Raw genomic sequence first — 14415 nt, 5'->3', positions numbered from 1 at the left:
AAAGACAAGGATCTGCCAGGGTGCAGATCCTTTTTTTAGTTCTCGTCATCCATACCTTATGGAACATATTGACAAATATAGTATGTGTACATATAATACCCCTAAATAACCCTAAGAGGTGATTCGATATGTGGCATTTCGAACACACGATACTCACAGAAGCAAGCGTGCAAACGATCTGGAAGCTGTACAGTGATATTTCTTCCTGGGTGGAGTGGGACAAGGAAATTGACTTTGCCTCCCTGGAAGGGCCGTTTATAGCCGGCATACAAGGAGCCCTGCAGCCCAAAGGCCAGGGACTGATGACTTTTGAGCTGACAGAGGTCGACCCCCCGCGCAGATTTGCCAATATTGCCGATATCCCCGGCGCCGGCATCCACATCGAATTCATTCATCGTCTTCAGCAGACGCATAAAGGGACTGCGATTACGCATGAAGTCAACATTACCGGTCCGAATGCAGAGCAGTTAGGCCCGGAGTGGGGAGGCCAGATCGCACAGGGGCTCCCGTCCACCATGCAGGGACTTGCCGCGGCGGCGGTAGAGAGAGAGCGTCAGCAGGGAGGTTGAGAACGAAGGCATACCGCCGGCAGCCGGGCAGCTGCGGTATCCACTTCTCCCGTAGGGCTGGTGCAGAGGCGGTTTGGAGACGGGCGCGAAGAATTTCGAACGATTGCAGGCGCCATGCTGGAGGGATGAAATGAGTTCAGAATTCAATGATTCGCAAGAGAGCCCCGGTTTTTTGCTGTGGCAGGTAACGAACATGTGGCAAAAGGAGATTCGCTTTGCGCTGGAGCCGCTTGCACTAACTCATCCGCAATTCGTGCTGCTTTTCTCCTGTCAATGGTTGAATGACAGGGATTGTCCCCAAGGAGTGACGCAAATTCAGCTGGCCCAGCACGCCCGGGTAGACGTGAACGTAACCTCCCAGGTGCTGAGGACGCTTGAGATGAGAGGGCTTCTGAACCGCAACCCTCATCTGACCGATACCAGGGCCAAAGTCATTACGCTGACCCCGCAGGGAAATGAGCTTGCCTCCCGGGCTGTTCAAGCTGTCGAGGCAGCAGACCGAGAGTTCTTCGCGGGTCTCGGCGCTGATACCGATCAACTTAAGCGGCTGCTGATCCAACTGGCGAAGCGGTAGCTGGGCAGGATCAATTACAAAGAACCTCCCAAGCCCTTCAGGGCTGGGAGGTTCGGTATTTTCAAAGGGCACAAGAACCGGTGCTTATCTATACGGACCCGGTCGCTGTCGGGCACCTTTAGTGCATCAAGCATATATTTGCGGTTAAACGAAATGCGCAGAAACTCAGGCTCATCTTGTGGCGTCTCTCCATATCTTAGAGCTGACATGGGAATTGATTGACCCCCGCTTACGGGTTACCTGCGCTAAAGGTATCGCCGCCCTGAAGAGTGCCGGACTGGAAGCCTTTAAACAGCCACTTCTTCCGCTGCTCGGAAGTCCCGTGGGTGAAGCTTTCGGGCACAACATAGCCTTGCGCCTTCTTTTGAATGCTGTCGTCTCCCACTGCGCTGGCGGCAGTCAGCGCTTCCTCAAGATCCCCCTGTTCCAGCAGGTCCATTCCCTGGGCATGGTGTGCCCAGACGCCGGCCAAATAATCGGCCTGCAGCTCGAAGCGGACCAAATATTGATTGAACTCGGCTTCGCTGAGCTTGGAACGCAGAGGCATAATCTTATCTGTCGTACCGACAAGTGTCTGAACATGATGACCTACTTCATGGGCGATTACGTAGGCCATCGCGAAATCGCCGGGCGCCTTGAACTTGTCCTGAAGCTCTTGGTAAAAGCTCAGGTCAATATAGAGCTTCTTATCGCCCGGGCAATAGAAAGGCCCCACAGACGAACCGGCAGTTCCGCAAGCTGAGTTCACACTGCCTGAGTACAGGACAAGCGTGGGCTCCTGGTAGGTCAGGCCTTCCTGGCGGAACACCTCGGTCCAGACTTTCTCCGTATCCGCCAGAACAACCGATACGAACTGTGAAAGCTCTTTCTCCTGCGCTGTTTCTTCGTAAGGCGCGCTGCTCTCTGAGCCTGTATTCTGCAGATTGCCCAGAAGATCGCCGGGATTGCCCCCCAGCAGAGTTACGATCAGGACGATAACCAGGCCGATCCCGCCTCCAATGATGCCTTTGCCGCCGCCGCTCATTCCTCTGCGGTCTTCGACGTTCCGACTTCCCTGTCTGCCTTTCCACTTCATTGCTGCTCCTCCTCGGGTCACATTCGTGCGAGACTGCGCCATGTGCTGTTCTTTATTAGTCATATACCCGAAGTTAGTAGATTTTAGTCGAGGGAATAAACGGTACTTGTCGATGAAGGGGCGGACGGAGATGTAGGCCATGCATAAAACTGCGTTCTATCTGGCCTTTCCCCGCCGATGGCGGCTCGGCTTCTTCAGCCCGGCCGCTGTATTCTTGTTCAATTCCAAGCTGTCCGGACCTCCGCCAACAGCATGCTGCTACGTTCCGGCATTTCGATCATCCTTTCCCGGCTCAATCAATTCCTTCTATTTTAATAAAGGATGTAAAGAAATGGGAGGGGGCCTGCCGGCTTATAGCGAGAATATGCGGCCTGTTTCTGCAAAGGCGTGAATAGAGAGGCCCTAAGTAAACGGCGCCGAAAATCCTTGACGGGAAAATTGAACCTAGGTAGACTGAATACTACTTTATCCAAGTGCGGGTAAATCAAAGACAGTGCTTAGGCCTGTTTAACTGTATAGACAGCTGCCGGTGCCAGAATGACCGTGCATCCGTGTAGTTTACGGCGGAAGCTCTGCTCACAGAGAGCAGGGGTCTTCGTACGATAGACCAGTAAAGGAGGGGGGCGGCGAATGGTAGAGAAGTCCGGTGAAATCGGCGGCATATTAGATCAGGAGCTGTTTAAATGTGATGAAATCCCCTACAATCTGATCTACCTTATCCGGGAGGGAGAGAGGGCCAGATGCCTCACAACGCCCGATAGGAAAGCTCTATTGGCCCAGACCCCCGGTCATAATGCATGGCTGTGGGTATCAAGGGATCTGGACTACGAACAAAGAAGTGCTGTTACCCTGGAGTTCGTGGATTCGATGAAAGGCGTGCCCTTACCGGGTATTTCGGGAGACGGCGGAGTCGTACAGTCTTTTGCTGAAATGTACTCCCGGTACTATAACGTTCCCCACCATATTCACATCGGCATGCAGTCGTATGTATGTCCTAAGGTTAATAAGCCCCTTGATGTTCGGGGGGCAGTACGCCGGGCGGTTTTGTCTGATGTGAGGACGATTGCGGAGTATATGGCGGGCTTTCTGGAAGGTGCTTACGGGATCACGGTCGAAGCGGCCGGTCAAATTTCCGGTGCCGCAAAATTGGTGGGCACGGGCAATTTATATTTGTGGATCGTAGACGGCAAACCCGTATCTATGGCGAATATAGCCCATCGCTCCCCGAGACATGGACGAATCAACCAAGTCTATACCCCCAAGCCTATGCGTAAAAAAGGATATGCCAGCGCCCTGGTGGCCGAGCTGTGCGAGATCCTGGAGAAAGAACGCTTACAGGCTATGTTATATGCGGATCTGAAGAATCCGGACTCCAATAAAGTGTATCGGACAATCGGTTTTGAAGAACGCGGTAAAATCGTAGAGATAAAATTTTCCTAAACCTGCCGGGACAGGCTTGGATCTGCTGGCAAGTTCATGCAAGCTGCTCAGGAGATTCTTGGGATTGCCGCTCAGCAGAGTTACGATCAGCAACGATAATTAAAACAATCCCGTCGTTTACCACCGGCGCTCATTCCTCTACGATCTTCAAGGCTCGTACTACCCTGTCTGCCTCTCCACTTCATTGGGTCACTTACGTGTGGGACTGCACCTTGGCAGTTCTTTTAATAGTCATATACCCGAAGTTGATAGAATTTATAAACGGGACTTACGTTGAAGATTGTTACAACCTAAACTGGGTGAATCGATTGTCGTGATTCCGATCCGGCAGCTGTGTAGAAAAAAGGCTCTGTCGCATAAGGCGATCAGAGCCGTTTGTAATTAAGCATAGCGGGAAACAATGGCTTTGTTTTCTAATATGGCTCTAGCTTCTTCGTTAGCAGGCCGGTAACCCTTTTCGATCAATTCTTTGATGTAGATTTTATTGTAGACAAAAGAAAAAACAATACCGCTAACTGCAGCGCCGAAGCCGATAGTAAAGGCTCCTAAAATTAGAGAAATAAGGAACATAATGGCTGCCCACTTCAGATCTCCACGGAACAAGGCAGGAAAGAATCCAAAAAAGAAGGTAGTCCAACTGAAACCAACCTTAACCTCCTTCATTAATCCAGCCTCAGTTTTTAAATGTACTCTCACTGTCAAAACACCCTTTCATAATTAGAACATAATTGGGAGATTAAGGTTTAATCTAGTGCATTGTTGGTCAGTAAGTCCTATGTATAGATTAGTTTCTTTTATCTCTTAGTTCTATAGTACCACTATAATTATTGGAAGTTAATCTTTTTTGTGCCTTTATTTTCATGGAAATAAAAAAATATTCAGAGGCGATAAAGCGAATATCCGACTTTCTGGGAAGGGTGTTTTTTTCGTGGCTAAAAATCAGTTGTCTTCTGTTTATATAGGGATCAGGAACGAATATTTATTGACGATGAGGGTGATGTGTGAGTGTAGCGGCAGTCAGAACTGGCGCTACATGCTGGTATATTTAGATTGTTAGTGCTAGCCCTGTCAATAGAAGGGCGGGGCTCTATGTTTTTTGAACTAGCGGAGGGGAGACCGGCCATGTTGGAGAAATTTGTTGAGAACGACGGGGGTTTAGATCAGGATCTATTTAGAGATGATGAGGTGTCTACAATATGTTCTACCTTATTCAGGAGGCGGAGAAGGCCAAGTGTCTTGTTAGACCAGTCCGAAAAGCTTTCTTTGCACAGAATCCCGGACATAAGGGATGGATTTGGGTGTCAAAAGAGACTCAGTCATGATGAGAGGGATTCTGTTAAACCTGGAATTCGCTTATAATTTGAAAGGTGTACCTCTACCCGGTATTAGGGGAGACAGTGAAGTCGTACAGTCTTTTGCCGAAATGTACTGCAGGTACTATAACGTTCCCCACACTATTCACATCGGCATGCAGTCGTATGTATGGACTCAAGTTAACAAGCCTCTTCATGTTAAGGGGGCAATACGCTGGACGGCTTTGTCCAAGAAAGAACGCTTACAGGCTATGTTATATGCGGATCTGAAGAATCCGGACTCCAATAAAGTGTATCGGACAATCGGTTTTGAAGAACGCGGTAAAATCGTAGAGATAAAATTCGCCTGAACCTGCCGGGACAGGCTTGGATCTGCTGGCAAGTGCCGGAGAATAAAGCCGATCCATGCTAAAAGGAACGCAATTTCAGTTTACTCTCCCCAAGCGTGAAGATATCAAATATAATAAGAAAAGTGTAAAAATTTGTGACACTTACATAGAGATAGAGAAGCTGGTCCCCCAAGTTTTTAAAATGAAACCATACTTGTTTAGGAGGCATACACAATGAAACTGCGTTTTCATGGAGATTTGGCAGAATTGCAGCCCGGAATTGGAATCCTGCTTCAGGAGATTGGGGCCCGGGAAGCGGAGGACGGCTTAGCTGTTCAGGTTGAGCGGTCATCCGAAGGCGATTTGGAAGTGGGCCTGGATCAGGCGAATACGAAAGCATACATACGTTATAGCCGCAAACATCAGTTTTTCCGGGCACTGGGTCTGCTTGTGCAGCATGGCACAAACGGTGAGGCGTTCCAGATCCGGGAGCAGCAGCATCTGGATACCGTAGGACCGATGTTTGATTTATCCCGCAACGCCGTTCTGACGGTGGATAGCTTCAAACTCATGCTCCGTAAAATGGCTTTGATGGGCATGAACACGGTGATGCTGTATCTGGAGGACACCTACGAAATTAACGATGAGCCGTATTTCGGGTATATGCGCGGTCGCTATACACAAGCGGAGCTCAAAGAAATTGACGATTACGCCGATCAATTCGGCATTGAAGCATTTCCCAGCATTCAAACTCTGGCTCACCTGGAAGAATTCCTGAAGTGGGAGCCTGTCAAAGAATATAAAGACACCAAAGGCGCTTTGCTAGTCGGTTATGATAAAACAGATGAACTGGTAGAGAAGATGATCAGCGCCGCAAGCGCTCCTTTCCGCAGCCGTAAAATCCATATCGGGATGGATGAAGCGGAGGAATTGGGCCGTGGTAAATACCTGGATAAGAACGGCTACACGAGCCGGTTCGATATCATGGTCTCGCACCTGGACAAGGTGCTGGAAATTACACGCCGCAAGGGCCTGAAGGCCATGATGTGGAGCGACATGTTCCTGAAGCTTGCTTCCGGAACAGGCAGCGACCACTACGATAAGAGTACACAAATTCCGGAGGAAATGGCGCGCCGTATTCCAAAGGACGTGGATATGGTCTATTGGGATTACAACCATACCGAGGAAGAAGACTACCTGAGCCAAATCGCCCAGCACCAGCCGCTTGGCTGCAATCTGGTGTACGCCGGGGGCGTATGGGTGTTTAATACGTTCGGCGTAAACTACGGTCTGTCCCTGAAAGCTTCAGACGTAGCCTTGAACGTATCCAAGAAGCAGGGCATCCGTGAAGCCTATGCAACCATGTGGGGCGACGACGGAATGGAGAGCAACCCTTATATCGCGCTGCTCGGCCTGCAGTTCTATGCGGAGCACGCATATACAGAGGGTTCTCCGGATTGGGAGAAGCTGGCGGAGCGGGTGAAGTTCTGCACCGGTATTGAAGCGGATGCATTCCTGCAGATGAAATACCTTGATGAGACTCCGGGCTCCGAGCCGGACAACTGCAAGCAGAGCAATCCTTCGAAGTTCCTTCTCTATCAGGATGTGCTGCTCGGGCTATTCGATAAGCAGATCGAGGGACTGGAAATGTCCGCCCACTACGCGAAGGTGGAGCAGGATATCCGCAGCAGACGCGATGCGGACGCCAAGCTGGATTATATCTTCGACGTGCCGGAGAAGCTGGCCGGCGTGCTGAGACGCAAGAGCGAGATCGGCATTGAGCTGAAACGGGCCTACGATGCCGGCGATCAAGACACAATGAAGCGCATCGCCTCCGAAGTGCTTCCTGAGATCTCCGATGCGGTGAAGGCGCTCCGGGCTGCTCACCGCACCCAGTGGCTGAGCATGTTCAAGCCTTTCGGCTGGGAAGTCATCGACATCCGTTACGGCGGTGTTATCAATCGTCTGGACACGGCTTCGCAGCGGATCTTCGACTATGTCGACGGCAAGATCCAGCGGATTGAAGAGCTGGAGCAGGAACGACTGCTGTTCAGCACGACCAACCGCTTCACGAACAAGGGTGTAGGCTGGAGCAGCTTCTACTACCGGATGGCTTCGCCGAACGTCTTCTTCCATGTGATGAATCCGTTCTGATAGACGATACGAACAAAGAAGATCTGTCCGCCGGGACAGATCTTCTTTGTTTTATAGGAGATTGTCTTCGGGTGCGTTCACTTGTCAATCCCGGGCTAATTTCTCGATCCGTGCGTCGCCGTCAGCATTAACCCTTACGTAAGCATACCGGGCATTGCGCTCGACTTCCAAGCCGGTTCCTTCAGGCACAAAATAAGTTTCGATACCGTAGTAAATGAAGCGCCCTCCGCTCATTTCCCCGTTAATGACGACTTCTCCGCCGGCCAGTGTGTCCCCTTCCGCTAAGAAGTGCCCGAACGTATAGATGCCGTCCTTATCCGGCACCAGCACCACCTTCACCTTACTTTGGCTGCTCTCCTGATCCAGGCGTCCGGTCGTGGACTGCGCTGGCGATGAGATGGTGTACCTCAGATTCACGTAATCGCCCTGGAGTAAAGATCTGGGGTCGAGCGGCTCGATTTCCAGTTTGATGGAAGTTCCGTTCTTCAGTAGAGACTCATAGGCAGCCGCCTGATAGCCGATAAATCCAAGCTGGAGCACAATCGTGACGGTGATCAGCAGGGGACTTGCGCGCACGAAGCTGACGCTCGTACTTGTATCGTTTGCTCCCGTACGGCGGGCTGCGATATAAGTGACTGCAAAAGTGAGTAAGCCGAGCAGGGCTAATGTTACCGATTTGTGAAGCAGGTTCCACAGCAAATCATAATACTTGTAGACGAGGAAGCTGAACCAGAAGAAGAGACTCATGTACGCATATGCCGTTTTGTTCTGGCGAATATACAGAAATACCAGGAAAGTTACCAGCAGGAAATTAAGAACGGTAAAGAGGGCCCGGGAATAAGGGAAGATATCATCCAGAAAGGTCAGCCAGAATAGAAACAGGAGAGCGAAGAATAAGCTGCTTTCCCGGACAGGCTGCCACAGTGTGTCTTTCTTTAGCGAATAGCTGTAGAGGTGCATGACAGCATTCAGCACGAACAGGATGAGCACGATGGCCGCAAACTCCTCATACTTGGGGCTGAGCAGCTGATAAATAAGAACAGCGAGATTAATATGGGTAAGTGCGTACGTAAACAGCCGCTGGATTCTCCCCTCCATACGCAGCCAGCCTGCGATAGAAAGAATCAGAAACAGACTAGATAACACGGGTTTGTCGATTAGTACAAGGGAGAGCAATCCCGCTATGTATCCGATTGTGAGCAGAGTGTAGCGCACGGCTGCATTCATCCGGGGGATCAAGACCATCGGAATAATAAAGAACAAGGACAGCATGAATATCGTATTCTCCGGATCGCGGGCATCGGTTGCGAGCAGCACAACCCCGAGCAAGGAGACGCTTCCGATAATGACGCCGATTACGGTGACGATGGAAGAAACTATTTTCCCTACAAGCGCGCTGCTCTGTTCAGGGGGGGCATCCTGATGAGTATGCTCAGCAGCAGATTCTGATTCTTGTCTGTCAAGTTTATTCAGGTACCGGAAAAACCACGCATTTGCCGTCAGCAGCAGTGCCACAAAAACCAATCCGTACACGAAAAAGGCAGTGGATGAGTAGGCGGCCGCAAGCTCGAAAAATTTAAACACAGCGAAGGCGGATGCCGCCAAGGCATTCAGGGTGAGATACATTTTGTTTAACCGGATCTTCGTAAAGTAGTAGAATCCGGCGGAGATGGCGGCTATACAAGGAATATTCATCCACAATCCGGCGTTTTCAAATTTGGTAGAGTCCGTTAGAAATAGTAAGGAGAGATGGAAGATGATGAAGCTTATAAATTTTAAAGGAGCCGACTGCAGCCTTTCTCTTTCCGTCCATACAAACACAACCAGGTTGATTACAGCGAACAGGACGCCGATCAGCATCAATTTCTCATCCCGGTGTTCGTAGAATATGGCAGAGGGATAGAAATAGAACCATAAGGTTAGATGGATCAGGACGTAAGACAGGAGATAGAACGGGCTATACCGGGTAATCCAGGCGAATAACAGGGCCGGAACCGACCAGATGAGGAATAAGCCATAGCTGTCCGCATGAGAGTTATAGATTTGTCCGAGCAGGGCGACAGATATTCCGAAAGCGATGCAGCCGCCGGCCAGAAACAGATTAGAGAGGAACGTGTGGTGACCGAGCATCCCCCGAAATCGTGACCAGATGAAGCATAGGCCGTAGAACAGGAGAACCAGCCCGGCAGATAGCAGGACCTTCTCTATTCGATCCAGTCCGCCCCAGTTGGCTGCGAAGAAATAAATAATGGCTGAGAGCACCAGAGAAATGCCCAATAAGAAGCCAGTGCGAATCACGTTTAACTGAAGCATAGCAGCTCACACCTTTCTGGTTGGCGGTATTTCCGCAGAGTTGCCGGTTGCGCTCGATAAGATGGATCTCGTCGTCAAAGGAAGATAACCGTTTCTTTATAAGTATTACCCGGAGTAACCCCGAATGCCCCTTCTCCTCCTATCCGCTTCCTTTTCATAAGAAACAACCCGTCATAGGATTCATGATGTAAGTTTATATTCGCTCGGGGCTGTACAATACCTGTCGATTAGAGTCGAACAAGGAGGAAGTTTATCATAATTTAATCTTAAAATTAGTCCGTAAAGCCACAAATGCTTTGCTTTAATTTGTGACTTTATGGCAATATTAAGAAGTAGAATTATTTGTAAAGGTACATGATTCTATTATGCAGAAAAGGAATGGAGCTCCATTTCGTTCAGGGAAGTGATAGGTTGAATAAACGCATGTTCTTAGCGATCGGTGTCGTTTTGTGTCTGATCGGAATTGTCCTCTATAAACAGGCGGGAGGGCCCACAGCAATCCCGGAAGTGAGTTCTAATCCTGTGAAGCCGGATGGAAAAATCATGGGCATGCAGGCGGGGCAGCAAGAGGTGTATGATTTCATCAAGGCCCGGATGAAGGGCCCTTTCGGCGTATACACCAATTATCAGGACACGGATCAGTCCCGTGAAGTGGCGACGGGTCACGAGGTGCTGAGCGAATCGGCCTCACTGCTGATGCGGGTGCACGCACATTCCCAAGATCGGGCTTCCTTCGATCAGGAATGGACGACCGCGAAGCAGACCTTTGACCTGAAGCACGGTTTCAGCTACCGGTACAGCCCCAAGCTGGACAAGCGATATCCGCTTAACGCGGCTGTGGACGATTTACGGATCATCCGGGCGCTGTATGAGGCGGGCAAAGCTTTTGGAGACGTGTCCTACACCAGGGAAGCGGACCAATATGGACAAAGATTCTATGAAACGAATGTAAAGAATCATCTTCTCTATGATTTCTATGACGAAACGTATAACATCACGAATCTCTTCATTACGCTGTGCTACATCGATCTCAGGACGCTGGAGCAGCTCCCTGTTGAGGCGCAGATGAAACAGAAGCTTCTGGACGGGATGAAGGCCGTGATTCACAACGGATATTTGTCCGACAGCTTTCCATTCTATGAAACCAGGTTTCAGTACAATACCAATTCGTATACTTCCGAGAAAATCCAAATGGTAGAGTCGCTTTTGACCATTCTCCATTTGGCGGAGGCGGGCGAGACTAAACCGGCCAGCATCGCTTATATCAAGGAGCATGTGCAGGCAGGAACTTTGTACGGGCAATATTCAAAGGAGGGCAAGCCGGCAACGGATGTCCAGTCTACGGCGATTTACGCGATCACGGCCATGATCGGTGCCGAGATCAGCGATGCGTCCCTTTATCAAGACAGTATACGGAGAATGAATGCGTACCAGGTCAAAGACCCGGGCAGTCCTCTGAATGGAGGGTTCGGGGATACTGCTGCGAACCAGGCGTATTCTTTCGACAACCTGATGGCGTTACTTGCTTACACCTATGATTTAGAACGAAGGTGAACGGGATGACAGACAACCGGTCGGTACAACAGAAGCTGGTGAAGGGATGGCTGCTGTTGCACCGGTATGTTTCACCGGCGCTGCTGGCGGTGATCGGCGTTCTGCTGATCACCGGTTTCGCCTTATTCACGCCTCCGTATATCGGCATGGCGGATAATGGAGATTACTTCCGCAGCATATACAGCGCCGGGCTTTATTTTAATCTGCCGGACTATGACAGTCATCACTTTGGGCATTTTGTGAGGCAGTACGGCATCTTTCAATATTTTAATGAGAACGGCTCGATGGTTATTTCATCTCAGACTTTGTTTATCAAAGCGGCTATGTTGTTGAATCAGCTGTTGTTTGACTCGGCTGTGTTCGATATTCGGTTTCAGGGCATTATCTTCACCTTGCTATACGCTGCTGCGGTTTATCTGGTCGTGGAAAGCCTGACTTGGAAGATCCCCCGGAAGCGGGGATATATCATCGCGCTGCTGGCCGTTTTCATGTTCGGTGATACCGGCTACACCGCTTACTTTAATTCTTTTTATGGCGAGAGCATTGTGTTTATTATGATGCTGTTTGTTTTTGCGTCCTGGCTCCTGATTTACCGCAAACGGTACAACGATTATGTGCTGCTGGCGGTGTTTATAATCAGTTCGCTGCTTCTGACCACGTCCAAACAGCAGAACGCTCCCGTCGGGTTGATTGTAGCGGTAATGGCGGTGTCGCTGCTCTGGATCCGGAGAGACCGCATCTTCCGGGTGCTGACTGTAGGGTCGCTGGCTGTATTATTCCTGTCAGGCGTAGCTACCTATGCCCTGATTTCCAAAGAGTTTGTGAATATCAACCAGTATCATGCGATGACGCGGGGGGTCCTTATGCAGTCCCCTAACCCCGAAGAAACACTAAAGACTTTCGGAATTAATGAGCAGTTCGCGATTCTCAAAGGCAATATTTATTACGAACGCTATACGACCGTCGATGTGGATTCGCCTTTGCTGGAGAAGCATTTTTACAGCCAGTATGGATTTGTCCCGATCTTAAAGTACTACGTGACACACCCGGACAAGCTCAGCTCTATGCTGAATGTGGCCGCTAAGGACGCTTTTACGATCCGGCCGCCCGCTATGGGCAACTATGAAGCTTCAGCGGGCAAAGCTTTTGGTGAACATACCAGCTTCTTCTCGGCTTACAGCCTGATTAAGAAAGCTCTGTCTCCCAAAACTTACGGATTCATCATCATCTGGATTGCTCTAGTAGTCGGACTGTACATGCCTTCGTTTATTGAAGCCGTTAAATCGAGGAATTTCAGGCTGGCGCAAAGGATGATTCTTATTCTAACGATGATCTTGTGCGGGCTGTCGGGTATCCTTGTCTCGATTATAGGCGCGGGGGATGCGGATCTGGCTAAACACGAATTCTTGTTTACGGTAGCTTTCGATATCGTGACGTTCTTGACTCTATCGGATATCATCAGCCGCCGTTTAATGCGTCATCATGATACCGGCGGCGAGACAGACGATAACGGACCAGAAGTCAAAGAGGGTGTGAGACCGCTTGTTGAAACTAAAAGCGTTTAGAATCGGATTGCTGGTCACCTTGGCGTGTGTGCTGCTGCTTCCGGCTTCCCCGGTGCAGGCTGCGGGAGAGCAGAAGCCGGCTCAGGTTCTTCTTCTATACGACAGCTTGGCCAAAGGGACACCCCGGGAAGGGAATGTAACGATCCTTCAGCGCTTGCTGGCTTCTTACCGGGTTCAGGTCCGGACCTTGAGTATAGATCAGTACAAACCCGGCACCCTGAGTGCCTACACCAAAGTCATTACGGTCATGAATGCCTCCGACCTGAAGCCGCGCAATGAAGATTACGTGCGAGACATGGCGGCCTACGCTGCTGATTATCTGCATGTCGGGGCTAATCTGCCGCTGCGGATTCAGGAGAAGCTGAATCTTGTTACGGAGACCAGGCGGCAGGAAACCATTCAACTGAGTATGCCGCCATACTCCCAGACCGGCATTCAGGTGCAGGACTTCATTTCGCTGGAGGAAACAGCCGGAGAAAATGCCGCCGGTACGATTACATCCATGAGCAGCAAACGCCAGACGCCCTTCAGTACGCAGAACGGGCCGTATGCGTATGTGCCTTATTTTGAACAGGGGAATCTGAGCGAACTGGCCATGGCTTCTGTCTTGAAAAAGTGGCTCGGAATTGAGACGCCCGCTCAAACGTTCCTGGTCTTCAAAGAAGTGTATCCGTTCTCTGACCTGGAGCTTCTGGAAGAGACGGCCGACCGCTTCTATGAGGCGGGAATTCCTTTCGCGGTCAGTGTCCGCCCCGTTTTCTCCAATACGGACTTCCCGGCGATGAAGAGGTACTTGGAAGCGCTGAAATATGTCCAGTCCAAGAACGGGACCATTCTCGTGAACGCACCTGTCGTGTACGGGCAGGGCCCGATGCTGGACGTCAAGATGGCGGGGTTTATCGCCGTATTGGCGCAGAACGGTCTGGCGCCGCTTGGAATCGGTGCGGAGCTGTACTGGTCCTATGACAATGAGTACACCATTGCAGGATTGAGCTACTTCAATTCGGCCGTGCTGTTTCCGGATGAGAAGCCTCTGTATACCGAGCGGACGGATACATCCAAGTCGTTTTCTTCTTCTTTGTACAGTATTAAGATGGAGCAGCTGCAGCAGCTGGACAGGCCGGAGAATGCCCTTCCCGTATTCCCGATGGATACTGCCGTCACCTACAATTTTTTTGAGAATAAGGAAGAGCTCCGGGAGGCCGTTCTGCTCCTCAAAGATTCGCGGATTCCTTTTGCCGATTACAAGAGCGGGGAGCACCAGGTCACGACAGATGAATTTAAGATTGCCTCCAGGAACGGGGTCATTACCATTAACGGCAACCGGTTGAACTTGAACTATACGCCTCAAAGTGTTAGTGACAAGTACGAATATGAGAAGCGGGCGGAGCAGAGTCTGACGGATGCTTTTAATATTCAGAACAAAATCTTTATTGCCCTTATTATCGTGTCTCTCATCATTTTCGGCGGCTTCTTGATTGCCGGTTATCGCTTATACAAGAGAAAATATTTGAAGTAAGTAAGGAGAA

At 50.2% G+C, this 14415-nt stretch carries 11 protein-coding genes; 8 read left to right on the top strand and 3 right to left on the bottom strand.

The window, feature by feature from the left end; genetic code table 11:
• Positions 1-128: 128 nt before the first annotated feature.
• Positions 129-569, top strand: a complete 441-nt coding sequence (locus EDM21_RS14005; protein ID WP_157336329.1) for an SRPBCC family protein — start codon at positions 129-131, stop codon at positions 567-569.
• A 130-nt stretch (positions 570-699) separates the two neighbouring features.
• Entirely contained in the window at positions 700-1143 is a 444-nt protein-coding gene (locus EDM21_RS14000) for a MarR family winged helix-turn-helix transcriptional regulator (RefSeq protein ID WP_157336328.1), read from the top strand.
• Positions 1144-1372: 229 nt separating this feature from the next.
• Here EDM21_RS14000 and ypfJ read toward each other — a convergent pair whose 3' ends face one another.
• Positions 1373-2218, bottom strand: coding sequence for a KPN_02809 family neutral zinc metallopeptidase (ypfJ, locus tag EDM21_RS13990; RefSeq protein ID WP_157336326.1), 846 nt, complete (start codon positions 2216-2218; stop codon positions 1373-1375).
• Between the two features lie 630 nt (positions 2219-2848).
• Between ypfJ and EDM21_RS13985 the strand changes: the two genes are divergently transcribed.
• Positions 2849-3658: a GNAT family N-acetyltransferase gene (locus EDM21_RS13985; protein WP_157336325.1), complete on the top strand. Its 810-nt coding sequence runs from the start codon at positions 2849-2851 to the stop codon at positions 3656-3658.
• Between the two features lie 381 nt (positions 3659-4039).
• Here EDM21_RS13985 and EDM21_RS13980 read toward each other — a convergent pair whose 3' ends face one another.
• Positions 4040-4354 carry a DUF2628 domain-containing protein gene (locus EDM21_RS13980; RefSeq protein WP_166542006.1) on the bottom strand — a complete coding sequence of 105 codons (315 nt, stop codon included), beginning with the start codon at positions 4352-4354 and terminating at the stop codon, positions 4040-4042.
• A gap of 622 nt (positions 4355-4976) precedes the next feature.
• Between EDM21_RS13980 and EDM21_RS13975 the strand changes: the two genes are divergently transcribed.
• Both EDM21_RS13975 and EDM21_RS13970 read left to right on the top strand, forming a co-directional pair.
• Positions 4977-5321, top strand: coding sequence for a GNAT family N-acetyltransferase (locus tag EDM21_RS13975; RefSeq protein WP_157336323.1), 345 nt, complete (start codon positions 4977-4979; stop codon positions 5319-5321).
• 213 nt (positions 5322-5534) lie between these two features.
• Positions 5535-7454 (top strand): beta-N-acetylhexosaminidase, encoded by a 1920-nt coding sequence (locus EDM21_RS13970; RefSeq protein ID WP_157336322.1) that lies wholly within the window; start codon positions 5535-5537, stop codon positions 7452-7454.
• A gap of 84 nt (positions 7455-7538) precedes the next feature.
• Here EDM21_RS13970 and EDM21_RS13965 read toward each other — a convergent pair whose 3' ends face one another.
• Positions 7539-9767: a GDYXXLXY domain-containing protein gene (locus EDM21_RS13965; protein WP_157336321.1), complete on the bottom strand. Its 2229-nt coding sequence runs from the start codon at positions 9765-9767 to the stop codon at positions 7539-7541.
• Between the two features lie 411 nt (positions 9768-10178).
• Between EDM21_RS13965 and EDM21_RS13960 the strand changes: the two genes are divergently transcribed.
• The 3 genes from EDM21_RS13960 to EDM21_RS13950 are packed head-to-tail and all read left to right on the top strand — an operon-like array spanning position 10179 to position 14405.
• On the top strand, positions 10179-11321 hold the full coding sequence (locus EDM21_RS13960; protein WP_235918188.1) for a glycosyl hydrolase family 8: 1143 nt from the start codon (positions 10179-10181) through the stop codon (positions 11319-11321).
• A gap of 5 nt (positions 11322-11326) precedes the next feature.
• Positions 11327-12886 carry a glycan biosynthesis hexose transferase WsfD gene (wsfD, locus tag EDM21_RS13955; protein WP_235918187.1) on the top strand — a complete coding sequence of 520 codons (1560 nt, stop codon included), beginning with the start codon at positions 11327-11329 and terminating at the stop codon, positions 12884-12886.
• Positions 12864-14405, top strand: a complete 1542-nt coding sequence (locus EDM21_RS13950) for a hypothetical protein (RefSeq protein WP_157336320.1) — start codon at positions 12864-12866, stop codon at positions 14403-14405. Before wsfD ends, EDM21_RS13950 begins: the two co-directional genes overlap by 23 nt.
• Positions 14406-14415 lie beyond the last annotated feature (10 nt).

The sequence above is a fragment of the Paenibacillus lutrae genome (genome assembly GCF_009757775.1).
In the GTDB taxonomy this organism is placed as follows: domain Bacteria; phylum Bacillota; class Bacilli; order Paenibacillales; family NBRC-103111; genus Paenibacillus_F; species Paenibacillus_F lutrae.
The sequence above is the reverse complement of the archived record's forward strand: the minus strand, read 5'-3'. Positions and strand labels throughout refer to the sequence as shown.

Coding starts and splice junctions, on each gene's coding strand:
- EDM21_RS14005 (WP_157336329.1), top strand. CDS start 129: ATGTGGCATTTCGAACACACGATACTCACAGAAGCAAGCGTGCAAACG.
- EDM21_RS14000 (WP_157336328.1), top strand. CDS start 700: ATGAGTTCAGAATTCAATGATTCGCAAGAGAGCCCCGGTTTTTTGCTG.
- ypfJ (WP_157336326.1), bottom strand. CDS start 2,218: ATGAAGTGGAAAGGCAGACAGGGAAGTCGGAACGTCGAAGACCGCAGA.
- EDM21_RS13985 (WP_157336325.1), top strand. CDS start 2,849: ATGGTAGAGAAGTCCGGTGAAATCGGCGGCATATTAGATCAGGAGCTG.
- EDM21_RS13975 (WP_157336323.1), top strand. CDS start 4,977: ATGATGAGAGGGATTCTGTTAAACCTGGAATTCGCTTATAATTTGAAA.
- EDM21_RS13970 (WP_157336322.1), top strand. CDS start 5,535: ATGAAACTGCGTTTTCATGGAGATTTGGCAGAATTGCAGCCCGGAATT.
- EDM21_RS13965 (WP_157336321.1), bottom strand. CDS start 9,767: ATGCTTCAGTTAAACGTGATTCGCACTGGCTTCTTATTGGGCATTTCT.
- wsfD (WP_235918187.1), top strand. CDS start 11,327: ATGACAGACAACCGGTCGGTACAACAGAAGCTGGTGAAGGGATGGCTG.